The sequence below is a fragment of the Streptomyces sp. NPDC040405 genome (assembly GCF_055595765.1).
In genome coordinates, this window is record NZ_JBVIVI010000009.1 from 79,026 (window position 1) to 104,334 (window position 25,309).

A 25,309-nucleotide genomic window follows, 5' to 3' on the forward strand; every position below is an offset into this window, starting at 1 on the left:
GCGGCGCGCGGGCGAGGGCCGAACGGCGGCTGCGGTTGCGGCGGCTGCGAGGCGATCACTTGACACTCCCTGCGGTCAGTCCGGACTTCCAGTAGCGCTGCAGCATCACGAACGCCACGATCAGCGGCACGACGGCGAGCAGCGAGCCGATGACGACCAGCGGGTAGTACTCGGGCGAGACGGTGGCGGAGCTGTTCCAGGTGTAGAGGCCGAGGCTGAGCGGATACAAGTGCTGGTCGGACAGCATCACCATGGGAAGGAAGAAGTTGTTCCAGATGGCCGTGAGCTGGAACAGGAAGACGGTCACGAAACCGGGGCCGAGCATGCGCAGGCTGACGCGCACATAGGTCTGCAGTTCGCCCGCGCCGTCGACCCGGGACGCCTCCAGCACCTCGTTCGGTACGTAGCCGCTGCTGAGCAGGCGGGCGAGGTAGACGCCGAAGGGGTTGAAGAGGACGGGGATGAAGACCGCCCAGAAGGTGTTCACCATGCCGATGCCGGACGCCACCAGGTAGAGCGGCAGGGCGAGGACGGTGGGCGGCACCATGACGCCCGTGAGCACGAGGGCGAACAGCTTCTCCTTGTGCCGGAACTCGTACTTGTCGAACGCGTAGCCCGCGGCGACGCTGATCAGGGAGCCGGTCAGGGCGCCGACGACCGCGTACAGCAGGCTGTTGACGTACCACTCGCCGTAGAGCCCGCCGTCCATGGAGAACAGGTCGGAGAGGTTGCTCGCGAAGGAGAAGTTGCCGAAGGAGAGGATGTCGCTGCCGAAGAGGGCGTCGGCGTTCTTGGTGGACGCCAGCAGCAGCCACAGGGCGGGCAGCATGGTGTAGAGGGCCGCGATCAGGACGACCGCGTTGGCCACGCCGCGGCTGGTCAGCCGGGAGCGGCCACCGGCTCTGGGGGTACGGAGGGTGCTGGTCGGGGTGGTCGTGGTCATCGCGCGCTCCGTTCCCGGCGGCCCGACCAGCGCGTCACGGCGTACGACAGGGCGCAGGTGACGATCAGGAGGATGACCGAGGCCGCGGAGGCCAGTCCGTAGTTGTTGCGGCGGAAGGCCGCGTCGTAGATGTACATGTTCGGGGTGAAGCGGGAGTTGACCATCGGGGTGGCCTGGTTCATCAGCATGGGCTCGGTGAACAGCTGCAGCGCGCCGATCAGGGAGAACATGCACACCATCACCAGGGAGCCCCGGATGATGGGCACCTTGACCTGGAGCGCGGTACGGACGCGCCCGGCGCCGTCGATGGTCGCCGCCTCGATCACCTCGCGCGGCAGCGCCTGGAGCGCGGCGTAGAAGATGATCATGTTGTAGCCGAGTCCGCTCCACAGGGCGATGTTGACGATCGACGGGAGCACGGTGTGCAGCCCGAGGAAGTCGATGGTGATGTCGGCCTGGGCGAAGAGCTTGATGATCGGGCTGAGTCCGGGGGTGTAGAGGTACAGCCAGATGACGGCCGCGATGATGCCGGGGACGGCGTGCGGCAGATAGAGCAGCATCTGCGCGGTCCGCCGCAGCCGGACCAGGCCCGAGTCCAGCAGCAGGGCGATGGCGAGGGCGCCGAGGACCACGAGGGGAACGAAGATCACGCAGTACAGGGCGATGGTGCCGAACCCGGTGAGGAAGCTCGGGTCCTGGAGCACCGCGAGGTAGCTGCGCAGCCCGGTGAAGACGGTATGCCCGCCACCGAAGCCGAGCCCTTCGTGGTCCTCGGCGAAGAAGCTGAGGTAGATGGCGTAGCCGACGGGGACCAGGAACACGCCGACGAGCAGTGCCGTGAACGGGGCCAGCAGCACGGCGGCGGCGGTCCGCTGCTGGCGCCGCCCGGCTCTGGAGGGCGGTTCGGCGGCGGCCGCCGGTGGCGGTGCCGTCGGTTTCGGGGAGATGACGGTACTCACGGGATACCTCGGCTCACGTGAAGGGGAAACCGGCTCAAGGGAGGACACAGCGCGGGTGGCGGAGTTCAGCGGGTGGTGACCGACAGGCCGAGGCTCTTCAGATCGGGCATCGTCCGGCTCTGGGCATCGCGCAGCGCCTCCAGGACACCGCCGCTGCCGGCACCGGCCTTGGCGAGCCCGTCGTCACCGGAGGTGGTCGTCGACACCATGCGCGGGCCCCACTTCCAGGTGGAGGTGATCAGCTTGGCCTGCTGATCGAAGAGGCCGAAGATGTCCTGGCCGGAGAAGTAGCTGGTGTCCATCTCCTTGCGGGCGACCGGGACCAGACCGGGCACGGAGGGGTAGGCGCTGCTGACGCCGCTGGCGAGCTTGGCGCGCAAGGCGTCGGGGCTGGTGACCATCCAGGAGATGAACTCCATGGCCTCCTTGGGATGGTCGCTGTCCTTGGTGACCATGAAGGTCGAGCCGCCCTGGGTGCTCACCATCGGCTTGGCCGGGTCCCACTGCGGCATCGGCGCGATCGCCCATTTGCCCTTGCCACTGGGGGTGGACGCCATCATCGAGCCCGCGGCCCAGGCGCCCGCCAGATATCCGGCCGTCTCACCGTTCTGCACATGGGCCCGCCACTGCTGGCTGGACCCGGGCTCGACGCGCACCAGGTCGTCGTCCTTCAGGCGCTGCCAGTAACCGGCGACCTTGCGGGTGGGGGCGTCGTCCATGTTGACGCGCCAGGTGTCGCCGGAGGTCTCGTACCACTTGGCCCCGGCCTGCCAGGCGTACCCCGCCATGTAGAGGGTGCCGCCGGTGGTGAAGAGGCTGGCGATACGGGACCGGGGCTGGGCCTGCTTGAGCTTGCGGGCCGAACTCTCGAACTCCGCCCAGGTCTTGGGGACCGGTATGCGGTTCTTGGTGAAGATGTCCTTGCGGTACAGGAACACCATCGGCTCGATGTCCACCGGTACGGCGTAGGTGCGCCCGTCGAAGGTGGTGAGGTCCAGCGCCTGCGGCAGGATCTTGCGGCGCACCGAGTCGGGCAGCAGCTTGCTGATGTCCCGGGGCACCCCGTCGATGGTGAAGCTGGGCAGCTGGGGGTATTCGACGGTGGCCACATCGGGGGCGTTGCCCGCGCGGGCGGCGTTGCTGAGCTTGGCCCAGCCGCCCTGTTCGCCCGAGGGGACCTGCGCGAAGTCGACCTTGATGTCGGTGTGGGTGCGGTTGAACGCGTCCACCACCTCCTGGCTGCCGCGCAGCGCGGACCAGAAGGTGAGGCGGACGGGGCCGTCCTTGGCGGTGTTCGCCCCGCCGCCGCTGGAGCAGCCGGTCAGCAGGAGGGCGATCAGTGTGAGCAGTGCCGTTGTTCCGGCTGTCGCCCGGCGTCCGGTAGCCGCGCGTCCTGGGCGTCTGAGGCCAGGCATGGACCCTCCCCTGTTCGCGGTGGAGCGGTGGAGTCAGGGGGAATCCTGATCGCTTGACAGAAATACCGTCAAGAGATCGAACAGAAGAAACCAAAACGGTCAAACGATCAGGAGAGCGGAGCGGTCGAATCCCGTGCCACCAGACCGGGCAGCAGCTCCAGATGGCGGGCGGCTCCCGGCCACCGGCCCTCCCGGGCGTGGTCGAGCTGCCGGAGCAGCAGCCCGAGCGCGGCCCGGCCGACCTCCGCCTTGGGCGGGGCGACGGCCGTGAGCGCGATCTGGCCCATGTCGGCGACCACGTCGTTGTACGCGACCACCGAGCAGTCCCGCGGCACCTCGACGCCGGCTTCCCGCAGCCGCTGGACCAGCACCAGCGCGTCCATGTCGCTGTGGATCAGCGCCGCGGTGGCCCCGGTCCGGCGCAGCGTCTCCGCCAGGTCGACCGCCCGCGGATCGGCGGCGCGCGGGTCGGGGCCCGCGGTGCGCGAGCTGAGGATGGCCGTACAGCCCTCGCCGAGACCGCGGGCCGCCGTCTGCGCGGCGAACTCCGACCGGATCACCCTGGCGGTCGGGCTGTCGTCGCGCGCGGCCAGCACGATGCGCCGGTGGCCGAGGGAGGTCAGATGGCCCAGCGCCAGATGCACCCCGTACGCGTGGTCCGAGCGCACGCAGTCCAGCCCGTAGAGGGAGCTGCCGCGCTCGGGGCGGCGCTCCAGCAGCACCACGGGGACGTCCAGGGCGCCCAGCCAGGAATGATCCCGCGCCGCCTCGGCCGCCGTGCGCCAGTGCGGCGAGAGCAGCAGCCCGCGCGCGCCCGCCTCCAGCGCCGAGCGCACCGCGGTGCGCTCGGCGTCGTGCTCGTCGGCCGCGATGTGCAGCGCGAGCCGCAGCCCCGCCTTCTCGGCGGCCTCCCGGGCCGCCTGCACGGCCTCGGTCAGATAGGTGTTGCGCTCCGGGATCACCATGCCGACGGTGTCGCCGGTGACGGTGGACTCCGCGGCCATCGGCTGCAGCGAGCGGGCCACCCCATGACCACGCCGCACCTCGCCGCGGCGGGCCAGCTCCTCGATGTCCCGCCGTACGGTGACGACGGAAACCCCCAGCTCATCCGCGAGATCGGTGATCCGCGCGATGCCCCGGGACTCCACCAGATCCGCGATACGCGCCTGCCGCTTCCGCGCCGGCTCCCGCATGTCCCACCGCCCGTCTCGCCGGACGCGCGCGGCCGGACTGTGCGTCGACGCGATCGGCTTTCGTTATCCGCTGAACACCGCCATAGTAGCGATCATTCGATCAGTGGCAGCGGGGGCGTCGTCACACAGGCGTTCTCACACACCGGACGGGCAGGTGTCGGGGAAGCCGTCAGGGGGGTAGCGGCGCATCAGCCACTCGGCCTGCACCTCCAGAACACGTTGCTTGCGCCGGCCCGCGCGGAGCATCAGGAGCAGCGCGATCTCCAGGACGACGAAGAAGGCGACCGGGATCAGCAGCACCGGCTTGCCGGTCTGCGTCAGCTGTACCACCAGCCCGACGACGACGAACAGCACCAGCACCATCGCCGGGACCAGCTTGACGAGGCTGCGCTCCCGCTCGATCATCTCGGCGTGGTTCCGGGCGGCCCGGGCGCTGCGGTCGTGGAAGGCCGGATGCCGGGCGGCCACCTCGAAGGGAGTGCCGGGCGGCACCGCCTCCCGCTGCGCCCCGGCGTCGTGGTCCGGTACGAAGACGCGGTAGCGGAGCGACTTGGAGCCCCGGGTCCGATGGTGGCGGTAGCCGTACGCGGTGGCCAGCTGGACCGCCTGGTCGGGGCGGAGTTCGGTGGTGGAGATGTCCACTTCGGGCCGCCCGTCGAAGAGATGGGCGTAGTGGCCGGGCAACTCCCGCCGCGCCTGGGCCACCCGCTTCGACAACGTCCCTCGCACCGCGGCCACGTCCCACCTCTTGTTGCACCCTGCACGACCGGCTGACCGGGCACACGCTACCTGCGCCATGGGTGGGCCGTATCAGCAGGTCAGAGGTAGGGAAACCGCGCTCCGGCATAGTGCCATACGTCAGGAAACCGACGATGACGGCCGGTCAGCGGGCCCGGCGCACTACGCGGCTTCGGGTCCGCCGGGTGGCCGCCCGGGACGGTCCTCTCCCCTATAACGCCTGTCCCCTATATAGAGGACAGGCCGGAAGGGGGGACGCGGAGCGGAAAGACGGCCCGGGACGGGCCCCACTTCGCCACCGCCTTCGCCGCCGTCTTCGCCGCCACCGTCCGGTGGAAGACCCCGGCCACCGGGGAGCAGCCGGATATGTGGTGCCGAGGTCCGGTCACAGGCCGGGGGCAGCACCGGCACCCGAGGCTTGCGCGCGGGACGGTCTCCCGGAACGGTCCGCGAAACGCTGGTCACCGATGTCGGGTTCATCGCGATCGCTCGCACGGCTTGGGCCCTTCCGGTCGTGGTGATGGCGGGGGGTTCTCCCAGTCGTACGTAGCGCCGCGCCGCTGTGCTCAACGCGGCGGAAAAAAACTTTGAGCGATGCGGATCCGGTGCGGATTCCGGTACGTAACGGGGTGAATCCACGGCTCCAACGCGCGGGCGCGGAGAGTACCAAGGAGTAGAGATCTCTGTCCCGGCTTTATTCACTAGTGATGAGGTCTCCACGACCGTGCCACACCAGGCACTAGCGTCCGGTGTCACTCCGAAGCAAGGAGGGCGCTGTGCGATCAGCAAACCTGAGCAGATCCATCGCATCCAGCCGTACGCTCGGCAGCGGGCTCATCATTGGTGCGCTCGCCGTTACGCTCGCGGCAATTCTCATCCCCGTGAGCCTGTTCAGTTCGAGCAGCGCCGCGGTACTGCCCAACGGTGTCTCCGACGACGGTGGCGGGACCGTCACCACCCAGTACGGACCACTCACGCCGACCGATCGGGACTTCGTACGCAAGGTCAAGCTCGCCGGACTCTGGGAACTCCCCTCTGGACGCATGGGCAAGGAGCGCGGTACCACAGAGGCCGTCAAGACCGCGGGCCAGCACCTGATCGACGGCCACACCGAGCTCGACCGCCGTACGAACGAGGTCGCGCAGGCCCTGGGTGTCAGCCTGCCCACCCAGCCCAACGACCAGCAGCAGGGCTGGCTGAACGAGATGTCCCAGGCACCGAACAGCGCAGAATTCGAGCGCTTGTTCGCGCAATTCCTGCGCAGTGCACACGGGAAGGTGTTCAATCTGGTGGCACAGGTACGTGCCCAGAGCAAGAACTCCATGGTCAGGTCTCTGGCCACCAGGGCCAACACCATCGTTCTCGACCACATCACGGTCCTCGAGGACACCGGGCTTGTCGACTACGACGCCCTCTAACGACTAAGTGAAGTGATCTCATGAGGCAACAGACCCACAAGCGCGGGCGGTTCAAGAACAAAACGGTCGCCATCGTCGCCGCTCTGGCACTTGGCGGCGGCGGGGCCGCGATCATCACCGCGAACGCGTCCGCAAGCGGTGACAAGAATTCTTCCGCTCAAGGTGGCGCCGTATCGGCCAAATCCGCCGGTGGCACGATCAACTGCCCCGACGTGAGCCAGAAGTTGAGCGGCGATGTGCCGAAGGGTTCCCAGGCCAAGGTCGCCAAGGGCCTCGGTGAGCTGGACAACCAGGTGGCCACCGCCTACCAGCAGATGAACAAGGGCCAGGCCTCGGGCGACGAGGTGCTGAGCAAGCTCAATGAGCAGCGCCAGCAGACGCTCAGCCAGATGGGCCAGGCGATGGGCCAGGGCGGCGGGCAGAACGCCCAGCTGCAGGGCATGAGCGAATGCAAGATGCAGCAGGTCGCGCAGGCCGGTCAGCAGCAGGGCCAGCAAGGTGGTCAGCAGCAGGGCCAGCAGGGTGACCAGCAGCAGGGCCAGCAGGGCGGTCAGCAGCAGGGCGGCGACCAGGGCGGCCAGCAGCAAGGCGGCGACCAGCAGCAGGGCGGCGACCAGGGCGGCCAGCAGCAGGGCGGCGAGGGCGCCAACGACGTGCCCGGCAACGCCGGTGGCCAGGCGGGCAACGGCCCCGCGCAGAACGACTTCGTCGACATCACCCAGGTGCAGCCGAACGCCGAGAAGGCGCCGCAGGCCAATGGCAACGGCTCGACCGGCACCTTCACCTCGGAGTGCGGCGTCGGCGAGGCGGGCCTGCGCAACAGCGACAACGTCATCGTCGCCCCCGGTGTGTCCAACGGCGCCCACCACATGCACGACTACGTGGGCAACGACGCCAACGACGCCTTTGCCAACAACCAGACCTTCGAGCAGGCCGGCACCTCCTGCTCCAACGGTGACAAGTCGACCTACTACTGGCCGGTGGTCCGCCTCCAGGACGGCAAGGACGAGGCCGACGCCAACCAGCTCGGCGGTGGCCAGGAGGGCAACGTCGGCACGATCCTGACCCCCAAGGCGTCCAAGATCGAGTTCAAGGGCAACGCCCAGAGCAAGGTCACGGCCATGCCGAAGTTTCTCCGGATCATCACCGGTGACGCCAAGGCCTTCACCAACGGTGATGCCAACGCCAACGCCTCCTGGAGCTGCAGCGGCTTCGAGGACCGTCAGCTGACGGACAAGTACCCGCTCTGCCCCGAGGGCAGCGACCTGCTGCGCACCTTCGACTTCCAGGGTTGCTGGGACGGCCAGAACATCGACAGCGCCAACCACCGTGACCACGTGTCCAACGCCGGCGACGACGGCTCCTGCCCGCAGGGCACCAAGGCCATTCCGCAGCTGGTGAACACCATCAGCTACGAGAACCCGGGTGACACCCCGTTCGCCGTGGACGGTTTCCCCGAGCAGTTGCACAAGCCCATCACCGATCACGACGACTTCATCAACGTGATGCCGGATGACCTCATGAGCAAGGCCGTTGACTGCATCAACAGCGGTCAGCAGTGCACCTGATGGGTGGCGAACACCAGGCGCGCGTCGGCCGCAAGGCCGGCGCGCGCCGCGCTGCGTCCTACCCTCGTGCCGGGGGTGACGCGGCCGCCGACGACTCCGCCGGGCACCAACCCGGCCACTCCGGCCACTTCGACCGTCCGGTCCTTCCCGCCACGTGGGAGCCGGGCGGTCCGTGCGTGCGTGGGGTATCCGCCACCACCGGCCCCGGTGCGCTCTCCGACCAGGAGCTGACCCACCGGCTCAGGGAGGAGTACGCCTCGGGCGCCACCAGCCCGGCCTCGGGCGACATCCTGTACCGCCGCCACCATCGGGCGACGCTGTCGTACGCCCGGACCTGCTGCCGGGCGCTCCATGACGCCGAGGACCTGGCCTCCGAGGCGTTCATCCGCACGTTCCAGGCGGTCAGGGCGGGTGGCGGCCCGCGGGGCCCGTGGCGGCCGTATCTGCTGACCGTCGTGCGTCACACGGCGCTCGAATGGAGCGAGGGCGCGCGTCAGATCCTGCTGACCGCGGACTTCGAGTCCTGGCGGCAGTACGCGCCCACGGCCGATCCGCAGTGGCATCTGGTGGCGCGCGAGGACCGCCAGCTGCTCGTCCGCAGTTTCCGCAGGCTTCCGGAGCGCTGGCAGACCGTGCTGTGGCACACCCTGGTCGAGGAGGAACCCCCGCAGCGCGTGGCGTCCCTCATGGGCATCTCCCCCAGCGGGGTCACCTCGCTGGCGTTCCGCGCCCGCGAGGGGCTGCGGGAGTCGTATCTGCAGTCCCATCTGGAGTCCGCGGCGAACGACCGCTGCCGCCACTTCAGCGCGATGCTCGGCGCCTCGGTGCGACGTGGCGGAGTGCGTGGTCACGCACTCGCGCGCCATCTGGCCGAGTGCGCCTTCTGTGCCCACGCGTACAAGGAATTGCTGGGCCTCAACGCCGCGATGCGCACGGCGAACACCACCGCGAACCGCACGGCGACTCCCCCAGCGTCGCCGTCGGTTCGCTGACCACGCACGGACTGCCGACCGCGCGAGCGCGGTCGGCAGTCCTTTGTGGTGCCGGTGCGGTCAGAGTCCGTTGACGCGTGCTTCCCGGGCGATTCCCAGCGGACGGACGCCTGGGGCAGCGCCGGTGCGGGGTCGTCGGCTCACCCGGGACGCATGGCGCCGGATGCGGTCCATCTGCGCCATCAGCCTGCGGCCGCGCAACGCCATCTCCAGCTCGAACCGTATTCGCGGGTCGCGCAGGCCCGGGCCGAAGAGCTTCTCTATCTGGCGCAGCCGGTACCGCACGGTCTGCGGGTGCACCTTCAGCGCCTTGGCCGCCTCGGGGGCGCCACCTCCCTCCAGCCAGGCCAGCAGTGTCATCTGCAGCCGTTCGCTCTGCCGGGGGGTCAGCCCGACCAGTGGCTTGAGCCAGCGCGCGGCCAGCGCCCGGACCAGGGACTCGTCCTGAAGCAGCAGCAGCATCGACAGATGGTCGTCGACGAAGAGCACCCGGGGCTCGGGGCCGCCACGGCCGGGGGCCATGGTCAGCAGCCGCCGGGCCCACCGGACCGATGACGCCGCGTCGTTGAGCGGCACCACATGGCCCACGGACGCGGTCCGGCCGCGCAGCGCGGTTTCCAGCGCGCCACGGACACCGGGGTCCGCGGCCGGTTCCCGGTCCAGGTCCCGTTCGCCGTCCTGGAGTCGCTCCGCTCCCTGGTCGGGGGCGGGTTCGGAGTCCGCGTCCGGGTCGGGGATCAGCAGGCACAACTCGTCGCCGACGGCGCCGATGAGGGTGTCTCCCAGTACGGCGGCCAGTGGCGGCGCCTCGCCCGGGGTGGGCAGGGCGATGGCCTGGACCGTCTCCGGCAGCGGCCAGCGGGCCGCCCGGGACAGCTCGGCCAGCGTCCGTTCGGACACCGGGACTTCGCCGATCAGCGCCTCGAAGAGGTCGCGCCGGGCCCGCTCGGGCGGTATGTCCGTGGGCGGCTCCTCGCCGTACGCGGCGTCGGAGAGGGCCGGTGTTCCGGCGCCCTCCTCGCCCGCCTTCCGGTGGCCGAGCGCCGCCAGCAGAGCCTGCTCGACTTCCCAGCGGACCTTTTCGCGCTCGGTGTCCTCCAGAAGGTCGGCGAATCCCGGGATTCTGTGCCGGAGGTTCTCAACCACCTCGTCGGCCAGGGACGGGAGCTCATTGCGCAGCACGCGGGTCCACTCGCCACGGGGGCGGGACCAGATGCGGTTCACCAGTTCGCCCATCATTACCTCGTTCTTGCCGGGGGGAGGTCCGACCGTTGGGGGGTCGGTCGGACCCGTGGAGGTTGCCTCCGTCTCCGGCTCGTCCGGTCCGGAAAGGGAGTCGAGGGTCCTCCGTCACCTCATAGAGGACCCTCGCCCCTACCGGTCCCGACGCTTTGCCGGGTCTTTGCCATCGGGATGACAGTGGATCAGCCGAAGACGGTCTGGGCAGTGTTCATACACGAGAAGTTGTCACGTTACGACAAATCTTATGGAGATCACGTGTAGTTCCGAGAAGCTGCTGCCCCCAAGACGACTTTGACGTATCTCGTCATCCGCGCGGAACACGCGCGATCGGGAGGCTCCAATGTCCATGTCCCAAACGCCTTCTCCCTCACAGGGGCGCCACGGGGGACGCCAAGCACCTGGAGGACGACGAGCCGCTCGCCGGACTCGGCCGGACCAGCCCGGAATCGGGTGGTCCCGGAACATCCGCATCTACGCTATCGTCGCGACCCTCGTGCTGTCCCTCATCGTGACGTACAACGCTGGCGCTTTCAGCCAGACTTTCGCGTTCCTCGACTTCGGCGCCGGGGTGCTCGCCCTGGTCTGCCTCAGCTCAGCGGTGCTGTGGGGGCTCGCCGCAACCGACCAGATGATCCTGCACTCCAACCACCGGCTGATCGCCCAGGGCATCCACCGGGCTGCCGCGGTCGCCGGCCTCCTTTTTCTCGGCGTTCACATCTGGGTGAAGGTCGCCGAGAGCCACACGAACGCAGCTTCGATCGTGCTACCGTTCGCTGACGCAAAGCAGCCGGTGCTGATCGGGCTGGGCACCATTGCCGGTTACCTCTTCGTCATCGCGGCGGTGACCGGAGCGGTCCGCAGCTCGTTCGCCGCCGCGGGCAACTCCCGCTGGCGTTACCGCTGGTGGCGGGCGCTCCACGTGGGCGCCTACCCCGCCTGGGGTCTTGCGCTCGTCCATGGTCTGAAGGCCGGTCGTGAGGCCAAGATCTGGGCGACCTACGGCTACATCGCGGCTCTCGCCGGAGTGGCCATCGCGCTGTGGATGCGGCTCGCGGCCCGGCGCACTCAGGACGACGATCGAGGGGATGGCATCTCGGTGAGGAACCCGCCCGCCCGTGGCCTCCATGAAGGCCGCACCCGGCGCGCCGCGCCCACTGTTCCCCGCCCCCGCTCGGCCGACTCGGGCCGACGGGACGGTGAGCGGCTCGGTGCCTCCCGTGGGTGGGACCGGTGATCAAGACCAAACCCAGGCTGGCCTGTGTCGATCCGCCCCGGCTGCTCGCCGGGCTGGACGAGGCCTACCGGCTCGACCGGGTCGGCCACTTGACGGTGCACGGCACGATGCCCGCCCTGCGGGCCGACGAACTCGTCGCGCTCGCGGAGAACATCGATCTCCGCGGGCGCGGCGGGGCCGGTTTCCCGTTCGCCAAGAAGGTCACCGCGGTCGTCGAGTCGGCAGGCCGACGCGACGGCCGCTGCGCCGTGGTGGTCAACGGCAGTGAGGGCGAGCCGAGTTGTCTCAAGGACACCGCGCTGCTGCTGCACACGCCGCATCTGGTCATCGACGGCGCCACGCTGGCCGCCGAGGCCATCGGCGCCGAGGAAGTCGCCATCGCGGTGCACCGGGCGGACGTCGAGGAATCGCTGAACGCCGCCGTGGCCGAGCGCGGCCCCAGCGGTGTTCCGGTGTCGGTGAACCGCACGGACGACCGGTTCGTGGCCGGTGAGGGCGGCGCCGTCATCAACGGCATCAGCGGCGCCCCGGCCATCCCGAACGGCCGGAAGATCCGGACCAGCGAAAACGGGCTGGGCGGGCTGCCCACCCTGCTGTCCAACACCGAGACCTACGCCCAGCTCGCCATCGCGGCGCGGATGGGCGCCCTGCCGTACCGCTCGGTGGGGCTGCCCACCGAGCCGGGCACCACGTTGCTCACGGTCGGCGGCAAGTACGTGATGGAGACGCCGACCGGGGTGCCGCTGACGTACATCCTGGATCTGTGCGGGCTCTCCCCCGGCCAGGGTGTGCTGGTGGGCGGCTACCACGGCAAGTGGCTGGACCCGAAGAGCATCAACGCCACCACGATCTCGCGCGAGTCGATGAAGAAGTACGGCGCCCGGCTGGGCGCGGGCGCGGTGCTGCCCATTCCCGAGGACACCTGCCCGCTCGGCGAGACCGCGCGGGTGGCCCGCTGGCTGGCCGCCGAGACGGCCGGCCAGTGCGGCCCCTGCTTCATCGGGCTGCCCGCGCTGGCGGACGCCATCGGCCAGGTGGAGCGGGGCGGCGGCCAGTCGTCCATCGACAATGTGCGCGCGTACATCAATTCAGTGCGCAAACGGGGCGCGTGCAGCCATCCCGACGGCACGGCCGGTTTCGTGACCACGGCGCTGGACGCGTTTCCCGAGGAGTTCGAGGCCCATGCGCTCGGCTCCGGGTGCGGGCGGCCCACCATCGGTGTGCTGCCGCTGCCCGAGGAGTCCCAGCCGCTGGCCCTGCCGCCCGGTCCGGCCCCGCCGCCGCGCGCGGAGCGGCAGCAGCGTGGCCCGACGGAGAAGCTCCTGGTGGACTGGTCGCTGTGCCAGGGCCACGGGCTGTGCGCGGACATCCTGCCGCCCGAGGTGCTGACGCTCGGCATCGACGGCTATCCGTCCTCCGCCCGGATGGATGTGCCCCGCCAGCTGCGCGGCCAAGCGGTGCGCGCGGTGCGCCGCTGCCCGGCGCTCGCGCTGCGCATCGAGGAGTAGTCCGCCCCGAAGTCCCTTCGCCACGACGGCCGTTGCTTAACGGCCGTCGCTTGCTGTGCGCTCACGGATCCAGCGTTTTTTGCGTCTGGTGACAAATTTTTAACTGGCTGAACGTCGCTCGGCACGGGCTCCGTATGGGCATGGTGTCGGCGCCTACACCGCCGGACACCGATGAGGATTCGCAGGGAGTGGTCATGGAGAAGCGGCGTCAGATCGCATTCGCGGGAGTGTCCGTGGCAATGGTCATGCTGACGGCGGCGTGTGGCAGCAATGACACCTCCGCGGGCAGCGCGAACGTCCAGCCCGTGGGCGGCAGCAGCCAGACGGCGGGTGCTGGTGCTTCGGCGTCGGCGGGGGCGGGTGCGGCGGCCGCGGGGGCCGGCTCGGCTGCGGGCAGCGACACCGGCGCGGCGGCGGGCAGTGGCGCGGCGGGCGGCGCGGCGGGCTCGGCGAAGCAGCTCGCGGTCAAGAACGACGCCAAGCTGGGCAAGTTCGTCGCCGACAGCGCCGGTATGACCCTCTACCGGTTCGACGAGGACACCCCCAAGCCCGCCAAGTCCAACTGCAACGACGCGTGCGCCACCAAGTGGCCGCCGGTGCCCGCCGACGACGCCACCGCCGGTACCGGTATCGAGGCCAGCAAGCTCGGCAAGGTCAAGCGCTCCGACGGCACCGAGCAGCTGACCCTGGAGGGCTGGCCGGTCTACCGCTACGCGGGTGACACCAAGGCGGGCGACACCAAGGGCCAGGGCGTGGGCGGCACCTGGAACGCGCTGGCCCCGGACGGAAAGCCGGCCGGCAAGAAGGCCGGGAGCGCCGCCCTGGAGCTGATGGTCGCCAACGACGCCAAGCTCGGCAAGATCATGGTGGACGGCAAGGGCATGACCGTCTACCGGTTCGACAAGGACAGCGCCTGGCCGATGAAGACGGCCTGTGTCGACGCCGCCTGCCTGAACACCTGGGCGCCGGTCAAGGCCGTCGACACCACCAAGGTCGCCGGGGTGGACGCCTCGAAGGTCACCTCCTTCAAGCGCCCCGACGGCACCAAGCAGGCGGCCTTCGACTGCTGGCTGCTGTACACCTTCGCCGGTGACAAGAAGCCCGGGGACACCAACGGACAGGGTGTGAAGGGCACCTGGTTCGCGGTGACCGACAAGGGCAAGAAGGCGGGCCAGTAAAGACGGCATGATGGTCCACCCCGGCGGAGGTCCGAAGAGCGCTGCGCTCCGGGCCTCCCGCCGGATGTCGACGGGAGGTTGATGTGTCACGCGCACTTCGTGCCACCGCGCTCTGCGCGGCGGCGCTGTTGATGAGCGCCGTCGTGAGCGGCTGCGGTGGGAGCAGCCAGGCCGACGGAAAGAAGTCGGAGAAGGAGAAGGCGCACGCCGCCAAGGAGCTGGGGAAGCCCGGGAAGCCCGCGGCCCTGACGCAGATCGCCGATGCCATCGGCTGCAAGGCGACCATCGTCACCGAGGCGGACGAACTGCGCCAGGGGAACTGCGAGTCCAGCAAGGGCGACCGGTACACCATGGTCACCTTCGCCACCAAGAAGGGCCAGACGGACTGGCTGAACACCTCGAAGGACTACGGGGGCATGTATCTGGTCGGCGCCCGCTGGTCGGTCACCGGTCAGTCCTCGGGATCCCTCAAGCCGCTGCGGGCGAAGCTCGGCGGGGCCATCGAGCAGGGCTCGATGATGCACCACGGTGGGGGGAAGTCCCAGGGTGGTTCCACGTCCCACGACGGGATGAAGATGGACTGACCGGTGACCGGTGTTCGGGTCAGAATGCTCAAGCCACCCTGGATTCGGCCCACTTGAGCAGGTCGGGGTCGGCGAGCGTGGAGACCCACAGATCCACCGGCGGAGGCTCGTCGACCGGTTTACGGGGTCCCACGCCGAGCACCCTCAGCCCGGCCCGGGAGGCGGACAGGAAGCCGCAGTGGGAGTCCTCCACCGCGAGCGCGTCGCCGGGGGCCGCACCGCACAGGCGGGCGGCCGCCAGATACACATCGGGGTGGGGTTTGGGCCGGACTTCCCCGCCGGGGACCAGCACATGGTCGAAGTAGCGCAGCAGCCCGGCCTTGGAGAGACCGTCCTCGACCACGTCGCGCGGGCAGTTGCTCGCCACGGCCAGCGGGGCGAACGCCGCCGCCTTGTGGACCAGTTCGGCCGCCCCCGGCATGGTGACCGGGTCATCGGCCACCAGTCTGCGGAATGCGCTCAGCAGCTGCCGGGTCATTTCGTCGGCGAGATCGGGGAGTCCGGCGTATTCGGCCAGCATGCGGCCGCATTCGGTGTAGTGGAGCCCCTTGGTGCGCTGCGCGAACTCCTCGTCGGTGACGGTCCCGTAGTCCGCGAGCACCACTTCGCGGGCCTTTACCCAGTGCCGTTCGGAGTCCATCAGAGTGCCGTCACAGTCGAAGACGATGGCGGCGGGGGTCCATGCGAGAAGCGTTTCTGCTGTCATCTGCCTGCCGTTCCAGGAGAGCTGGGGGGAATCGGCGCAGGGGCTGCCTGTAACCACGGGGAGCAGCGCGGTGAATTCTCGTGGGGCGCTGCGCGCGAAATGCCGGGCGCGATGTGGAAAGCCGTACAGGCGAAGAATTGCCTGCCCCGAAACATAACGATCACTACGTTAGTGAGATGACCCGGAGTAAGCAAGAGGTCACTCAACGTCGGCGATTTGTTCGTCGCCCGTAGCGTTCGTCGCTCAGTACGTTCGTCGTGCGTCGCGTTCGTCGCACGGGGTGTTCGTCGTCCTGGTGCGCGGTCAGCCGTACTGGAGCACACCGACCGCCGTGCAGATGTCCGCCTGGCGCAGCCGGAAGACACACGTCCTGCCGTGGGAGACGCACTCGACCACGGCGGGCGGAAGGGACTCGGTGAACCGGATCGCCTTCATCCGGCAGACCAGGGGCCGGATCAGCAGGCTCCCGGTGGCCAGCGCCGCGGCCTGCCGGGCGGCCTCCAGCAGGACCAGCCCCGGCACATGGTCGCTCCAGTGGTCGAAGAAGAACGGATGGCGGGGGTCCGCGGGGTCCAGATACACCACTCCCCCGTCCCGCACCACCAGCACGTCCCGGGCCGCTGATACGCCCAACTGCGCAGGTGAGGGCCGTACGGCGGCACGCAGGCGGCGCCTCGCGGTCTGGCCCGAATGCGCGGAGCGGGTCTCCGCGTACGCCGTGCCGTCGAGGAAACGGGCGGTGCCCCCGGCCCACGCGAAGATCCGGCCACCGGCCCACAGGCCGACGTCGAGCCGCATCCCGGACACGAACCGCCCGGAGGGTGCCGCGGTGCGGACGTCCGTCACCGCGATCCGGCAGGTGATGTCGGTCGCCCCGTACGGGGCGCGGGGCTCGGTCTCCGGGTCGAGCCGGAAGAACAGGTCGCGGATCAGGAAGTGCGCGCCCGCGGGCACCGCGTAGTACCGGGTCGGGATGTAGATTCCCAGTTCGCGCAGGGTCTCGGCGATCATCAGCGGGTGGTGCCGGCCGTCCCCGCCGTGCGGGAACGTGGGATGGGACCGGGGCCACTGGGCGGCCGCCTCGAACCGTCCGTCACCCAGCGTGCGGACGTCGGTGAGCAGCACCTCGGCCACCGAGACGCGGTGCACCGCTTCACGCGCCACGGTGCGGGACCAGCTGAGCGGCCGCCCGGTGGGACCGGACGGTTCCGAAAGGCCGCGAGCCTCACGAACGATCACCATAAAATACTAATAATGTTTGACCTGTCTGTCCTCGCCAGCATCACCGGCCGAAAGTCCGCTAAGTTCACTCCGTCACACCGGACCGGCTGATTGATAGGACGACGAACACGTGCAAGAGCGGGCCGAACAAACACGCCGGTCTCTTCTGGAAGCGGCCGCATCCCTTTTCGACGAACGCGGATACGCCGGAACGAGCATCAGCGACATCACCGCCCGGTCGGGTCACACCAGTGGCGCCATTTATTTCCACTACACCAGCAAGGAAAGACTCGCCCTCGCCGTGGTGCAGGAACACTTCGCCACCTGGCCGCCCCTGATCAACCGGCACACCGGGCTTCAGGTGTCCGCCCTGGAGCAGCTCGTCCGGCTCAGCTTCGCGGTGGCCCGGGCCTTCCGCGACGACATCGTGGTGCGGGCGGGGGCCCGGCTGTGGACCGAGCGCTCCCTGATCGCGGCGCCCTTCCCGCCCCCGTTCATCGGCTGGATCGACGCCATCGGGGCCATGCTGGAACGGGCCCACGGCGAGGGCGAGCTGGCCGCCCACGTCGATCCGCTGCCCGCCGCCCGGACCATCGTGTGCGCCTTCTTCGGCCTGCACACGGTGTCCGAGGCCCTCGACGGGCGGCAACTCGTCGAGGACCATCTGGCCGAACTGTGGACCCTGCTGCTGCCCTCGCTGCGGGCCGGGCCCGGACACCCCGGACACACCGCCGAGCTGCTGGCGGCGGCCCGGGGTGCCTGACCCGGGACCGGGCTACTTCCAGATCTCGGCGACCCACTCCGGGTGGTCGATGAACGGGTTCCGGTTGTGCTGGAAGTCGTCGAAGATGACCTGGTTGCGCTTCTTCTCGAAGGCGTCCGGCGGGTCCTCGTCGCTCCACTTCTTCAGCACGGAGAGCCGCCCCATGAACGGCTGGCTGCCGTTGTCGACCTTGTCGTTGGGCTCCAGGTCGGGGTAGCCCTCGCCACCCTCGTAGCGGACCGACATGTACAGGATCATCCGGGCCACATCGCCCTTGACCTGGTCACGGGGCTCGAAGGAGTCGTCGTCGGTGCGGTTGCCCGGCGCCTCCCCCACCTCCGAGCCGCCCTCGTCGAAGTCCTTGTTGCCACGGGTGCTGTTGACCGAGACATCGGTCGGGCGCAGATGGTGGATGTCCGTGCCGGGGCCGGTGGAGGTGCCGAAGTCGCCGTGCGACTTCGCCCAGACGTGTTCACGGTTCCAGTCGTCGGCGTTTCCGCCGTTCGAGTCCTTGCTCTGGGAACGGCCGGTGTAGAGCAGGATGACGTTGGCGGAGTTGTCCGGGTCCTCGTCGGTCTTCTTGAGGGCGTCCCAGACCTCGTCGTACGACAGCTTGCTGACGTCCTTGCTGATGATCTGGTGCAGGGCGTCCTTCAGCTGGTCCCCGGTCTTGCCCATCGCGTCCTGGTAGTACGTGTCGTCGTACGCGGTGGCGGTGGGTTCGGCAGTGGCCGGGGTCTGCGCCGTGACGGCGACCGTCACGACGCCGGCCAGCAGCGCCAGGGATTTCCAGCGGGTCACACGGGTCATGTGTGGTGTCCTCTCCCCGAATTACGACCGTTGTTCGATCCCCGAAAGCGTGTCAGACACAGGATCGTCCAATGGTGAACATCAAGAAGAGGTTCTGTGTCAGGGCCATGACCGCACCGAGCCCCCGGCCCCCGCTGTCACAGCGAGGCGCCCCCGCACATCACCAGCGTCTGCCCGGTCACCGAACCGCCCTCCGGGCCCAGCAGGAACCACGTCAGCCCGGCCACCTCCTCGGGGCGTACGAGCCTCCCGAGCGGCGGCAGGACGGGCGGGGTACGGCTGCGGCCCGGGTCCCGCAGCATCGGGGTGTCCGTCGGCCCCGGCGCCACCACGTTCACGGTGATACCGCGCGGCGCCAGTTCGGCCGCCCACGACCGGGCCAGGCCCGTCAGCGCCGCCTTGGTGGCGGCGTACTGGCTCTTGCCCGGTACGCCGGTCATCGTCCGGCTGCCCACCAGCACCACCCGGCCGCCATCCCGGACCCGGTCCACCATCGTGTCCGCCAGGACGGTGGCCGCCTGGACGTGGATGCGCCACATGAGGGAGCCGTCCTCGGCGTCCAGTTCGCCCAGCCGGGCGGAGCGCTGGACACCCGCCGCGTGGACGAGGGCGTCCAGCGGGCCGCCCTCGGCCATCGGGGTGAGCGCCTCCGGCAGCTCCTCCGGCCGGGACAGGTCGGCCGGGAGCCAGCGCAGCAGCGCGTGTCCGTGGGGCGGGGCCGTACGGCTGATCCCGGTGACCCGCCACCCCTCGTCCAGCAGCCGGGTGGCGACGGCGGCGCCGATGCCGGAGCTGACGCCGGTGACCACCGCGTGGCGGGGCTCGCCCAGGGGCTCAGACATCGGCCGCCCAGTCCGGGTGGACGCGGACGTACTTGATGGCCTGGCGGTGGAATGTGTAGGCGATGTGCAGCGTGCCGTCCGGGGTCTGCCGGATGGTGGGATACGACAGCTCCCGGTTGAGCCGGTCGCGTGAGTTGTTGGTCAGGCAGTGTCCGTCGCCGGTGTCGAGGTCGCGCCGTACGGGCCAGGTGCGGCCGCCGTCGGCGGACAGCGCGAGGGTCATCGGCGCCCGGGGCGCGCCCCAGAAGGCGCCGGGGGCGTCCTCGGCCCGCGCGGCCGGTGCGGGCGCGGCGGCCGGGGAGTCGCCCGCCTGCCCGTCGTCGTCGATCTCGTCGTACAGCGAGGTCCGGCGGGCCGTCGCGTCCGCGCGGCTGCTGTGGTTGTACACCAGCGCCAGCCGTCCGTCGCCGAGCGGGACGTACTGCACGGAGGAGTTGTTGTTGGGCAGTTCGGTCGGCTCCGGCTCGCTCCAGCTCTCCCCGCCGTCCGTGCTGTGCGAGCGGTACACCGCGTCGGCCCAGCGGCTGCGGAACAGGGCCAGCAGCGTGCCGTCCGGGAGCGGGTGGACGTTCATGTGCACACACCCCGTGGACCCCGGCACGGGCCGCTCCCGCCACGTACGGCCCTGATCGTCGCTGATCATCACCGCGCTGGTGTCATGGTCGCCCACCCATTTGGCGCCGGGCGTGGACACGCAGTGGAACACCGGCAGCAGCCACCGGCCGTCGCCCTGCACCGCGATCGGCTGACGGATGAACACCCCGCCCTCGTCGGTGGCCGGGAAGAGGGTGCGCGGCGCGCCCCAGGTCTCCCCGTTGTCGCCGGACACCCGCACCCGGACCTCCGCGGTGTCCTGGTTGCCCGCCTGCTGGGCGGTGTAGAGCAGCCACAGCTCACCGGCCGGGGTGGGGAACAGCAGCGGGTTCTGCTCGGAGCGCGCCGGGTCGTCGGAGAGCCGGACCGGCTCCGACCAGGTGTCGGACCCGGGTGCCAGCCGGGAGAACCACACGGAGATGTCCGGTACGCCCTCCTGGGTGCCGCCGAACCATACGCAGCCGAGGTCGCCGCCGGGCAGCACGGTCAGGTTGGCGGCGTGGTTCTGGACGGCCGGTGCGGGCAGGAACGCCTCCTGGCGCGCCGGGTCACCCGGCCGCGGCCGGAGCCGCCCGTCCGTCGGCGGTATCGCGGTGTCATGGTCGGCGGTCATGGCGCCGGGCTCCTCAAGGTCGCGGTGGTACGGATGTACGTCATCGGCCGGCCGGTACGCCCCGCCCTGGCCCCACCCCGGGGCGGCACGGCGGGACGCCGTCCGGAATCACGGGCTCAGCGGTTGTACGGGGGCATCGGGCCCCTCAGCCGGGCGCCCACCTCGTCGCACGCCGCCACCACGTCCCGCGGCAGCGGACCCGCGGCGGCCGCCGCCAGGTTGGCCCTCAGGTGCTCGATCCGGGAGCCGCCCAGGAGCAGCGCGTCCACCCCGTCCCGGCCCAGCAGCCAGCGCAGCGACAGGTCCGTCAGCGGGATGGACGCCTCGTCCGCGATCCGCCCCAGGTCGCCCACCGCCTCGAAGAGGCGGGGGTCCCAGTAGCGCTTGCGGTACATCTCGGCGAGCTTCGAGTCGCCGAACCGGCCGGACTCGGGGGTCTCCGCGAAGACATGACGGCCCGTCAACAGGCCGCCACCGAGAGGGTTGTAGACCATCGTGCGCAGACCACTGGTGGCCGCGTACTCCCGGTACTCCTCCTCGACGCGCCGGGCCAGCAGGTTGTACAGCTGCTGCGCCACCACCGGGCGCGGGGCGCCGACCCGGTCGGCGGTGTGGGTCAGCTCGGCGATCTGCCAGGCGGCGTAGTTGGAGACGCCGAGCGCGCGGATCTTGCCCTCGGCGACGAACTCGGCCACCGTGCTCAGCGTCTCCTCCAGCGGGGCCGCGCGGTCGGGCTGGTGGAGGTAGAAGAGGTCGACGTGGTCGGTGCCGAGGCGGCGGAGGCTGCCTTCGAGGGCCGCGCGCATGCCGCGCGCGGACAGCGGGGAGTGCTCACCGGCGTCGGCGTGCGGCATCCCGGCCTTGGTGGCGAGGACGATCCGGTCGCGGCGGCCGGGCAGCAGCTCGGCGAGGAGGGTTTCGGTGGCGCCCCCGACGTACGCGTTGGCGGTGTCCACGCCCGTCACCCCGGCGTCGAGCGCGGCGTCCAGCATCGCCGCGGCGCCCTCCCGGTCGACCGTGTCGCCGAAGGTCATGGTGCCCAGCACCAGCCGGGAAAGCGGCACCGGGGCCCCGGGCACGGTCACCCCGCCGGGCGATGCCTGGGAGGTGGTGTGGGTCTGCGGGTGCGCGTTCACTGCGTCGCTCCTGTTTTCTGGTCTCGGTCACGGTCCTGGCCATGATCCTTGCCATGGTCCCGGCCATGGTCCTGGTCGGTCACGATCGCGGACACCAGGGCGCGCGGCTTGCGTCCCCGCATCGTCGCCGGGTCGAGCGCCGCGCGCCGCAGCGTCCTGGTGTACGGCTGGGTGGGCGCGGCGAGCACGTCCGCGGTCGGTCCCGATTCGACGATCCGGCCGCCGCGCATCACCACCACCTCGGAGCTGATCTCGCGGACCACTCCGAGGTTGTGGGAGATGACGATGTAGGCGAGGTTCTGTTCGGCCTGGAGTTCGCGCAGCAGCTGGAGCACCTGGGCCTGTACGGAGACGTCCAGCGCGGACGTGGCCTCGTCGCAGACCAGCAGCTCGGGCCCGCTGGCCAGGGCGCGGGCGATGCCGATCCGCTGGCGCTGGCCGCCGGAGAACTCGGCGGGGCGCCGCTGGAGGGCGGTGGCGGGCAGGCCGACCTGGTCGATCAGCCGGGCGGCCCGGCGGCCGCGTTCGGCGGCGGACCGCATCCCGGCCAGCCGCAGCGGCTCGGCCACGATCTCCTCGGCGGTCAGATGCGGGTCCAGTGAGCCGTACGGGTCCTGGAAGACCATCTGCACCCGGCGCCGCAGCGGCCGCAGCCGCCGCTCGGGCAGCGCCGCGATGTCGGTGCCGTCGAGCAGGACGCGCCCCTCGGTGGGGCGCAGCAGCCGGACGATGGCGCGGGCAATGGTGGACTTGCCGCAGCCGGACTCGCCGACGATGGCGAGCGCACCGCCGGGCGCGACGGTGAAGCCGACGCCGTCCACGGCGCGGAACACGCCGCCCGGGACCGGGTATTCGACCACCAGGTCCTCGACGGCCAGCAGGGGTGTGGTCATAGCGACGCCTCCTCGGGGGAAGATGCGGCGGGGGTCTCGTCCCAGGGGCCCAGGGTGGGGACGGCGGCGAGCAGACCGCGGGTGTACGGCTCGGCGGGGTGTTCCACGATCTGCTCGACGGGGCCGGACTCCACGAAGCGGCCGTCGCGCATGACATGGATGCGGTCGGAGACCAGCCGGGCGACCCCCAGATCGTGGGTGATCATGAGGATTCCGATGCCGGTGCGTTCCTGCAGCTCCATCAGGAGATCGAGGACGCCCGCCTGGACCGTGACGTCGAGGGCCGAGGTCGGCTCGTCGGCGACCAGCAGCTCGGGCTCGGCGGCGAGCGCGATGGCGATGAGGACGCGCTGCAGCATGCCGCCGGAGAACTGGTGGGGGTAGGCGCCCCACCGGGTCTCGGGGCGGGGTATCCGTACCCGGCCGAGCAGTTCGATGCCCTTGGCGCGGGCGTCGGCGCGGGACAGCTCCGGGTGGCGGATCCGCAGCGCCTCGCCGAGCTGGCGGCCGATGGTGTGCACCGGGCTGAGCGCGGTCATCGGGTCCTGCGGGATGAGGGAGACGCCGCGGCCGCGGATCCGGCGGGCCGCCCGGGGGTCGGCGATGACGTCGACGCCCTGTACGCGGGCGGTGCCGGACAGCACGGCCAGCCCCTCGGGCAGCAGCCGCAGCAGGCCCATCGCGGTGGTGGACTTGCCGGAGCCGGACTCGCCGATGAGGGTCACGGTCTCGCCCGCGGCGAGGGTGAAGGCGACACCGTCGACCGCGCGGACCACGCCGCGGTCGGTGATCAGCTCGATCTGGAGGTCCTCGACCTCAAGCAGCGGGGCGTGCCGGTCGCCCGTAGCGGTCGCGTCGCTCATCAGGAGCCCTCCGTCGTACGTCGGCGGGTACGGTCGCGCAGGCCGTCGCCCAGCAGGTTGACCCCGACCACCAGCAGCGCGATGACGAGGCCGGGCAGGGTCACCAGCCACCAGGAGGTGGTGATGTAGTCCTGGCCGTCGGAGATGATGCGCCCCCAGGTGGCGAACGGCCGCTGGGGTCCGGCGCCGAGGTAGCTGAGCGCGCTCTCCAGCAGGACGGCCTGGGCGAGCAGCAGCAGGACGACGAGGGACGCCTGGCGGACGATGTTGGGGATGATGTGGCGGGCCAGGATGGCGATCTGGCGCAGCCCCAGCACCCGGGTGGCGGCCACGTACGGCTTCTCCCGTTCGACCAGCACCAGCGAGCGGGTCAGCCGGGCCACTTCGGGCCACTGGGCGATGGCGATCACGCAGGTGATGACGGTGACGGACGGGCCGAACAGGGCGACGACGAGCAGCAGCATCATCAGCAGCGGCAGCGACATCTGCGCCTCCAGCAGCCGGGAGACGATCGCGTCCACCCAGCGGCCGAAGTATCCGGCGGCCGCGCCCGCGACGATGCCGATGAGGCCGGAGACGAGGACGGCGAGCAGACCGATCGACAGGGACACCTGGCCGCCGTGCAGCACCCGGGAGAGCAGATCGCGGCCGAGCTGGTCGGTGCCGAAGAGGTGGCCGTCGGTCAGCGGGGGAAGCCGTCGCCGGGAGAGGTCCTGGTCGCCCGCGCCGGGCAGCGGCAGCACCTGTGCGAGGGCGACGGGCACCACCACCAGCAGGGTGCACACCGTGCCCACCCACAGCTTGAGGCTCGCGCTGCGGCGGCGCCGGGTGGCGGTCGCGCGGGCCAGCTGGCGGGCGGTGACCCGGCTGGGGCGGGGCGCGGGCGTGGCCTCGGCGGGGGCCTGAGGGCCGGTGGTGGCCGGGGCTCCGGTGGGGGCCGGGGGTTCGAGGGCGCCTTTCATCTCTCAGGCCGCCTTTCCCAGGCGTACCCGCGGGTCGAGCAGCGGGTAGGCCAGGTCGATGAGGAGTTGGACGAAGACCGCCAGCGCGGCGGTGACCAGGACGGTGGCCTGGATCAGCGGGTAGTCGCGGGTCTCCAGGGCGCGGACGACCAGTGAGCCGACGCCGGGCCAGCCGAAGACCACCTCGACCACCACGACGCCGTTGAGCATCGCGGCGAACCGGGTGCCGAGCGCGGTGAGCACCGGGATGGCGGAGTTGCCCATGGCGTAACGCCAGGTCAGGGCGCGCTCGGAAACACCGCGGGAGCGGGCGGTGGTGACGTACGGCGAGCTGAGGGCCGCGGCCATCTCGCGCCGCACCAGCCGGGAGATGAGCGCCATCTGAAGTGTCGCCACGGTGACCGTGGGCAGCACCAGACCGCTCCAGGTGGTGAAGCCGGAGGCGGGCAGCACCGGCATCAGCACGGCGAAGACGGTCAGCAGCATGACGCCGATCCAGAAGTCCGGCATGGACTGTCCGGCGATGGTCAGCACATTGGCGCCGAGTTCGCGCTTGGTGTCGGCGCGGCGCGCCATCCACACCCCCAGCGGCACGGCGACCACCGTGGTGAGCACGATCGCGGAGAGGGCCAGGGTGATGGTGTAGGGGACCCGGTCGAACACCACCTCGAAGGCGGGGGCGTGGAAGGAGTAGCTGGTCCCGAGGTCGCCGGTGAACAGATCGCGCAGGAAGACGCCGTACTGGGTGAGCAGGCTCTGATCCAGCCCGAACTGTTCACGGATCCGGGCGAGGTCCGCGGTGCTGGGGTTGGGTCCGGCCAGGGCGGCGGCCGGGTCGCCGGGTGCCATGCGCACCAGGACGAAGACGGTGGAGAGGGTCAGGAAGATGGTCAGAACGCTCTGGCCCAGGCGGCGTATCAGATAGCGCAGCACG

24 protein-coding genes are annotated in these 25,309 nt (G+C 70.4%); 8 read left to right on the forward strand and 16 right to left on the reverse strand.

Translation table 11 applies throughout. The features are described 5' to 3' along the window. Positions 1-55: 55 nt before the first annotated feature. The 5 genes from ACZ59A_RS31755 to ACZ59A_RS31775 all read right to left on the reverse strand — a co-directional run bounded on the left by ACZ59A_RS31755 (position 56) and on the right by ACZ59A_RS31775 (position 5,248). The gene (locus ACZ59A_RS31755) at positions 56-943 is read right to left on the reverse strand and encodes a carbohydrate ABC transporter permease (RefSeq protein ID WP_468044358.1); all 888 of its coding nucleotides are present in this window, start codon (positions 941-943) and stop codon (positions 56-58) included. Continuing rightward, the gene (locus ACZ59A_RS31760) at positions 940-1,890 is read right to left on the reverse strand and encodes a carbohydrate ABC transporter permease (protein ID WP_470966519.1); all 951 of its coding nucleotides are present in this window, start codon (positions 1,888-1,890) and stop codon (positions 940-942) included. The genes ACZ59A_RS31755 and ACZ59A_RS31760 overlap by 4 nt, the downstream gene beginning before the upstream one ends. A gap of 77 nt (positions 1,891-1,967) precedes the next feature. Then, entirely contained in the window at positions 1,968-3,317 is a 1,350-nt protein-coding gene (locus tag ACZ59A_RS31765; RefSeq protein WP_470965810.1) for an ABC transporter substrate-binding protein, read from the reverse strand. Positions 3,318-3,424: 107 nt separating this feature from the next. Further along, positions 3,425-4,510, reverse strand: a complete 1,086-nt coding sequence (locus ACZ59A_RS31770) for a LacI family DNA-binding transcriptional regulator (RefSeq protein ID WP_470965812.1) — start codon at positions 4,508-4,510, stop codon at positions 3,425-3,427. Positions 4,511-4,645: 135 nt separating this feature from the next. Then, positions 4,646-5,248, reverse strand: a complete 603-nt coding sequence (locus ACZ59A_RS31775) for a hypothetical protein (protein ID WP_470965815.1) — start codon at positions 5,246-5,248, stop codon at positions 4,646-4,648. 776 nt (positions 5,249-6,024) lie between these two features. Here ACZ59A_RS31775 and ACZ59A_RS31780 point away from each other — a divergent pair. The 3 genes from ACZ59A_RS31780 to ACZ59A_RS31790 all read left to right on the forward strand — a co-directional run bounded on the left by ACZ59A_RS31780 (position 6,025) and on the right by ACZ59A_RS31790 (position 9,226). Next, the gene (locus ACZ59A_RS31780) at positions 6,025-6,666 is read left to right on the forward strand and encodes a DUF4142 domain-containing protein (RefSeq protein WP_470965818.1); all 642 of its coding nucleotides are present in this window, start codon (positions 6,025-6,027) and stop codon (positions 6,664-6,666) included. A 20-nt stretch (positions 6,667-6,686) separates the two neighbouring features. Next, a complete protein-coding gene (locus tag ACZ59A_RS31785; RefSeq protein WP_470965821.1) occupies positions 6,687-8,234 on the forward strand; it encodes a DUF1996 domain-containing protein in 1,548 nt (515 codons plus the stop codon). A 176-nt stretch (positions 8,235-8,410) separates the two neighbouring features. Then, positions 8,411-9,226 carry an RNA polymerase sigma factor gene (locus ACZ59A_RS31790; RefSeq protein ID WP_470965824.1) on the forward strand — a complete coding sequence of 272 codons (816 nt, stop codon included), beginning with the start codon at positions 8,411-8,413 and terminating at the stop codon, positions 9,224-9,226. A 60-nt stretch (positions 9,227-9,286) separates the two neighbouring features. On the opposite strand, the gene ACZ59A_RS31795 is transcribed toward ACZ59A_RS31790, so the two are convergent. After that, a complete protein-coding gene (locus ACZ59A_RS31795; protein ID WP_470965827.1) occupies positions 9,287-10,465 on the reverse strand; it encodes a PucR family transcriptional regulator in 1,179 nt (392 codons plus the stop codon). A gap of 511 nt (positions 10,466-10,976) precedes the next feature. Between ACZ59A_RS31795 and ACZ59A_RS31800 the strand changes: the two genes are divergently transcribed. The 4 genes from ACZ59A_RS31800 to ACZ59A_RS31815 all read left to right on the forward strand — a co-directional run bounded on the left by ACZ59A_RS31800 (position 10,977) and on the right by ACZ59A_RS31815 (position 14,972). Next, positions 10,977-11,702 (forward strand): hypothetical protein, encoded by a 726-nt coding sequence (locus ACZ59A_RS31800; RefSeq protein WP_470965829.1) that lies wholly within the window; start codon positions 10,977-10,979, stop codon positions 11,700-11,702. Then, positions 11,699-13,210, forward strand: a complete 1,512-nt coding sequence (locus ACZ59A_RS31805; protein ID WP_470965832.1) for an NADH-ubiquinone oxidoreductase-F iron-sulfur binding region domain-containing protein — start codon at positions 11,699-11,701, stop codon at positions 13,208-13,210. Before ACZ59A_RS31800 ends, ACZ59A_RS31805 begins: the two co-directional genes overlap by 4 nt. 194 nt (positions 13,211-13,404) lie before the next feature. After that, positions 13,405-14,388, forward strand: coding sequence for an SCO0930 family lipoprotein (locus ACZ59A_RS31810; RefSeq protein ID WP_470965835.1), 984 nt, complete (start codon positions 13,405-13,407; stop codon positions 14,386-14,388). Between the two features lie 83 nt (positions 14,389-14,471). Continuing rightward, positions 14,472-14,972, forward strand: a complete 501-nt coding sequence (locus tag ACZ59A_RS31815; RefSeq protein WP_470965837.1) for a hypothetical protein — start codon at positions 14,472-14,474, stop codon at positions 14,970-14,972. 28 nt (positions 14,973-15,000) lie between these two features. Here the strand turns inward: ACZ59A_RS31815 and ACZ59A_RS31820 are convergent, their stop codons facing one another. Both ACZ59A_RS31820 and ACZ59A_RS31825 read right to left on the reverse strand, forming a co-directional pair. Continuing rightward, a complete protein-coding gene (locus ACZ59A_RS31820; protein ID WP_470965840.1) occupies positions 15,001-15,678 on the reverse strand; it encodes an HAD family hydrolase in 678 nt (225 codons plus the stop codon). A gap of 303 nt (positions 15,679-15,981) precedes the next feature. Further along, positions 15,982-16,920 (reverse strand): ScbA/BarX family gamma-butyrolactone biosynthesis protein, encoded by a 939-nt coding sequence (locus ACZ59A_RS31825; RefSeq protein WP_470965844.1) that lies wholly within the window; start codon positions 16,918-16,920, stop codon positions 15,982-15,984. Positions 16,921-17,029: 109 nt separating this feature from the next. Between ACZ59A_RS31825 and ACZ59A_RS31830 the strand changes: the two genes are divergently transcribed. Further along, on the forward strand, positions 17,030-17,662 hold the full coding sequence (locus tag ACZ59A_RS31830; RefSeq protein WP_470965846.1) for a ScbR family autoregulator-binding transcription factor: 633 nt from the start codon (positions 17,030-17,032) through the stop codon (positions 17,660-17,662). 12 nt (positions 17,663-17,674) lie between these two features. Here ACZ59A_RS31830 and ACZ59A_RS31835 read toward each other — a convergent pair whose 3' ends face one another. From ACZ59A_RS31835 to ACZ59A_RS31870, 8 genes are all read right to left on the reverse strand, one after another. Beyond that, positions 17,675-18,472, reverse strand: coding sequence for an endonuclease I family protein (locus ACZ59A_RS31835; RefSeq protein WP_470965849.1), 798 nt, complete (start codon positions 18,470-18,472; stop codon positions 17,675-17,677). Positions 18,473-18,609: 137 nt separating this feature from the next. After that, a complete protein-coding gene (locus ACZ59A_RS31840; RefSeq protein ID WP_470965852.1) occupies positions 18,610-19,314 on the reverse strand; it encodes an SDR family NAD(P)-dependent oxidoreductase in 705 nt (234 codons plus the stop codon). Further along, on the reverse strand, positions 19,307-20,521 hold the full coding sequence (locus ACZ59A_RS31845) for a sialidase family protein (RefSeq protein ID WP_470965854.1): 1,215 nt from the start codon (positions 20,519-20,521) through the stop codon (positions 19,307-19,309). The genes ACZ59A_RS31840 and ACZ59A_RS31845 overlap by 8 nt, the downstream gene beginning before the upstream one ends. Before the next feature lie 116 nt (positions 20,522-20,637). Continuing rightward, a complete protein-coding gene (locus ACZ59A_RS31850; protein WP_470965857.1) occupies positions 20,638-21,657 on the reverse strand; it encodes an aldo/keto reductase in 1,020 nt (339 codons plus the stop codon). Then, on the reverse strand, positions 21,654-22,550 hold the full coding sequence (locus tag ACZ59A_RS31855) for an ATP-binding cassette domain-containing protein (RefSeq protein ID WP_470965859.1): 897 nt from the start codon (positions 22,548-22,550) through the stop codon (positions 21,654-21,656). The genes ACZ59A_RS31850 and ACZ59A_RS31855 overlap by 4 nt, the downstream gene beginning before the upstream one ends. Continuing rightward, complete coding sequence (locus tag ACZ59A_RS31860; RefSeq protein WP_470965862.1) at positions 22,547-23,413, reverse strand: ABC transporter ATP-binding protein; 867 nt, start codon at positions 23,411-23,413, stop codon at positions 22,547-22,549. Before ACZ59A_RS31860 ends, ACZ59A_RS31855 begins: the two co-directional genes overlap by 4 nt. Beyond that, positions 23,413-24,375 carry an ABC transporter permease gene (locus tag ACZ59A_RS31865; RefSeq protein ID WP_470965864.1) on the reverse strand — a complete coding sequence of 321 codons (963 nt, stop codon included), beginning with the start codon at positions 24,373-24,375 and terminating at the stop codon, positions 23,413-23,415. The genes ACZ59A_RS31860 and ACZ59A_RS31865 overlap by 1 nt, the downstream gene beginning before the upstream one ends. Positions 24,376-24,378: 3 nt before the next feature. Then, positions 24,379-25,308 (reverse strand): ABC transporter permease, encoded by a 930-nt coding sequence (locus ACZ59A_RS31870; protein WP_470965866.1) that lies wholly within the window; start codon positions 25,306-25,308, stop codon positions 24,379-24,381. Position 25,309 lies beyond the last annotated feature (1 nt).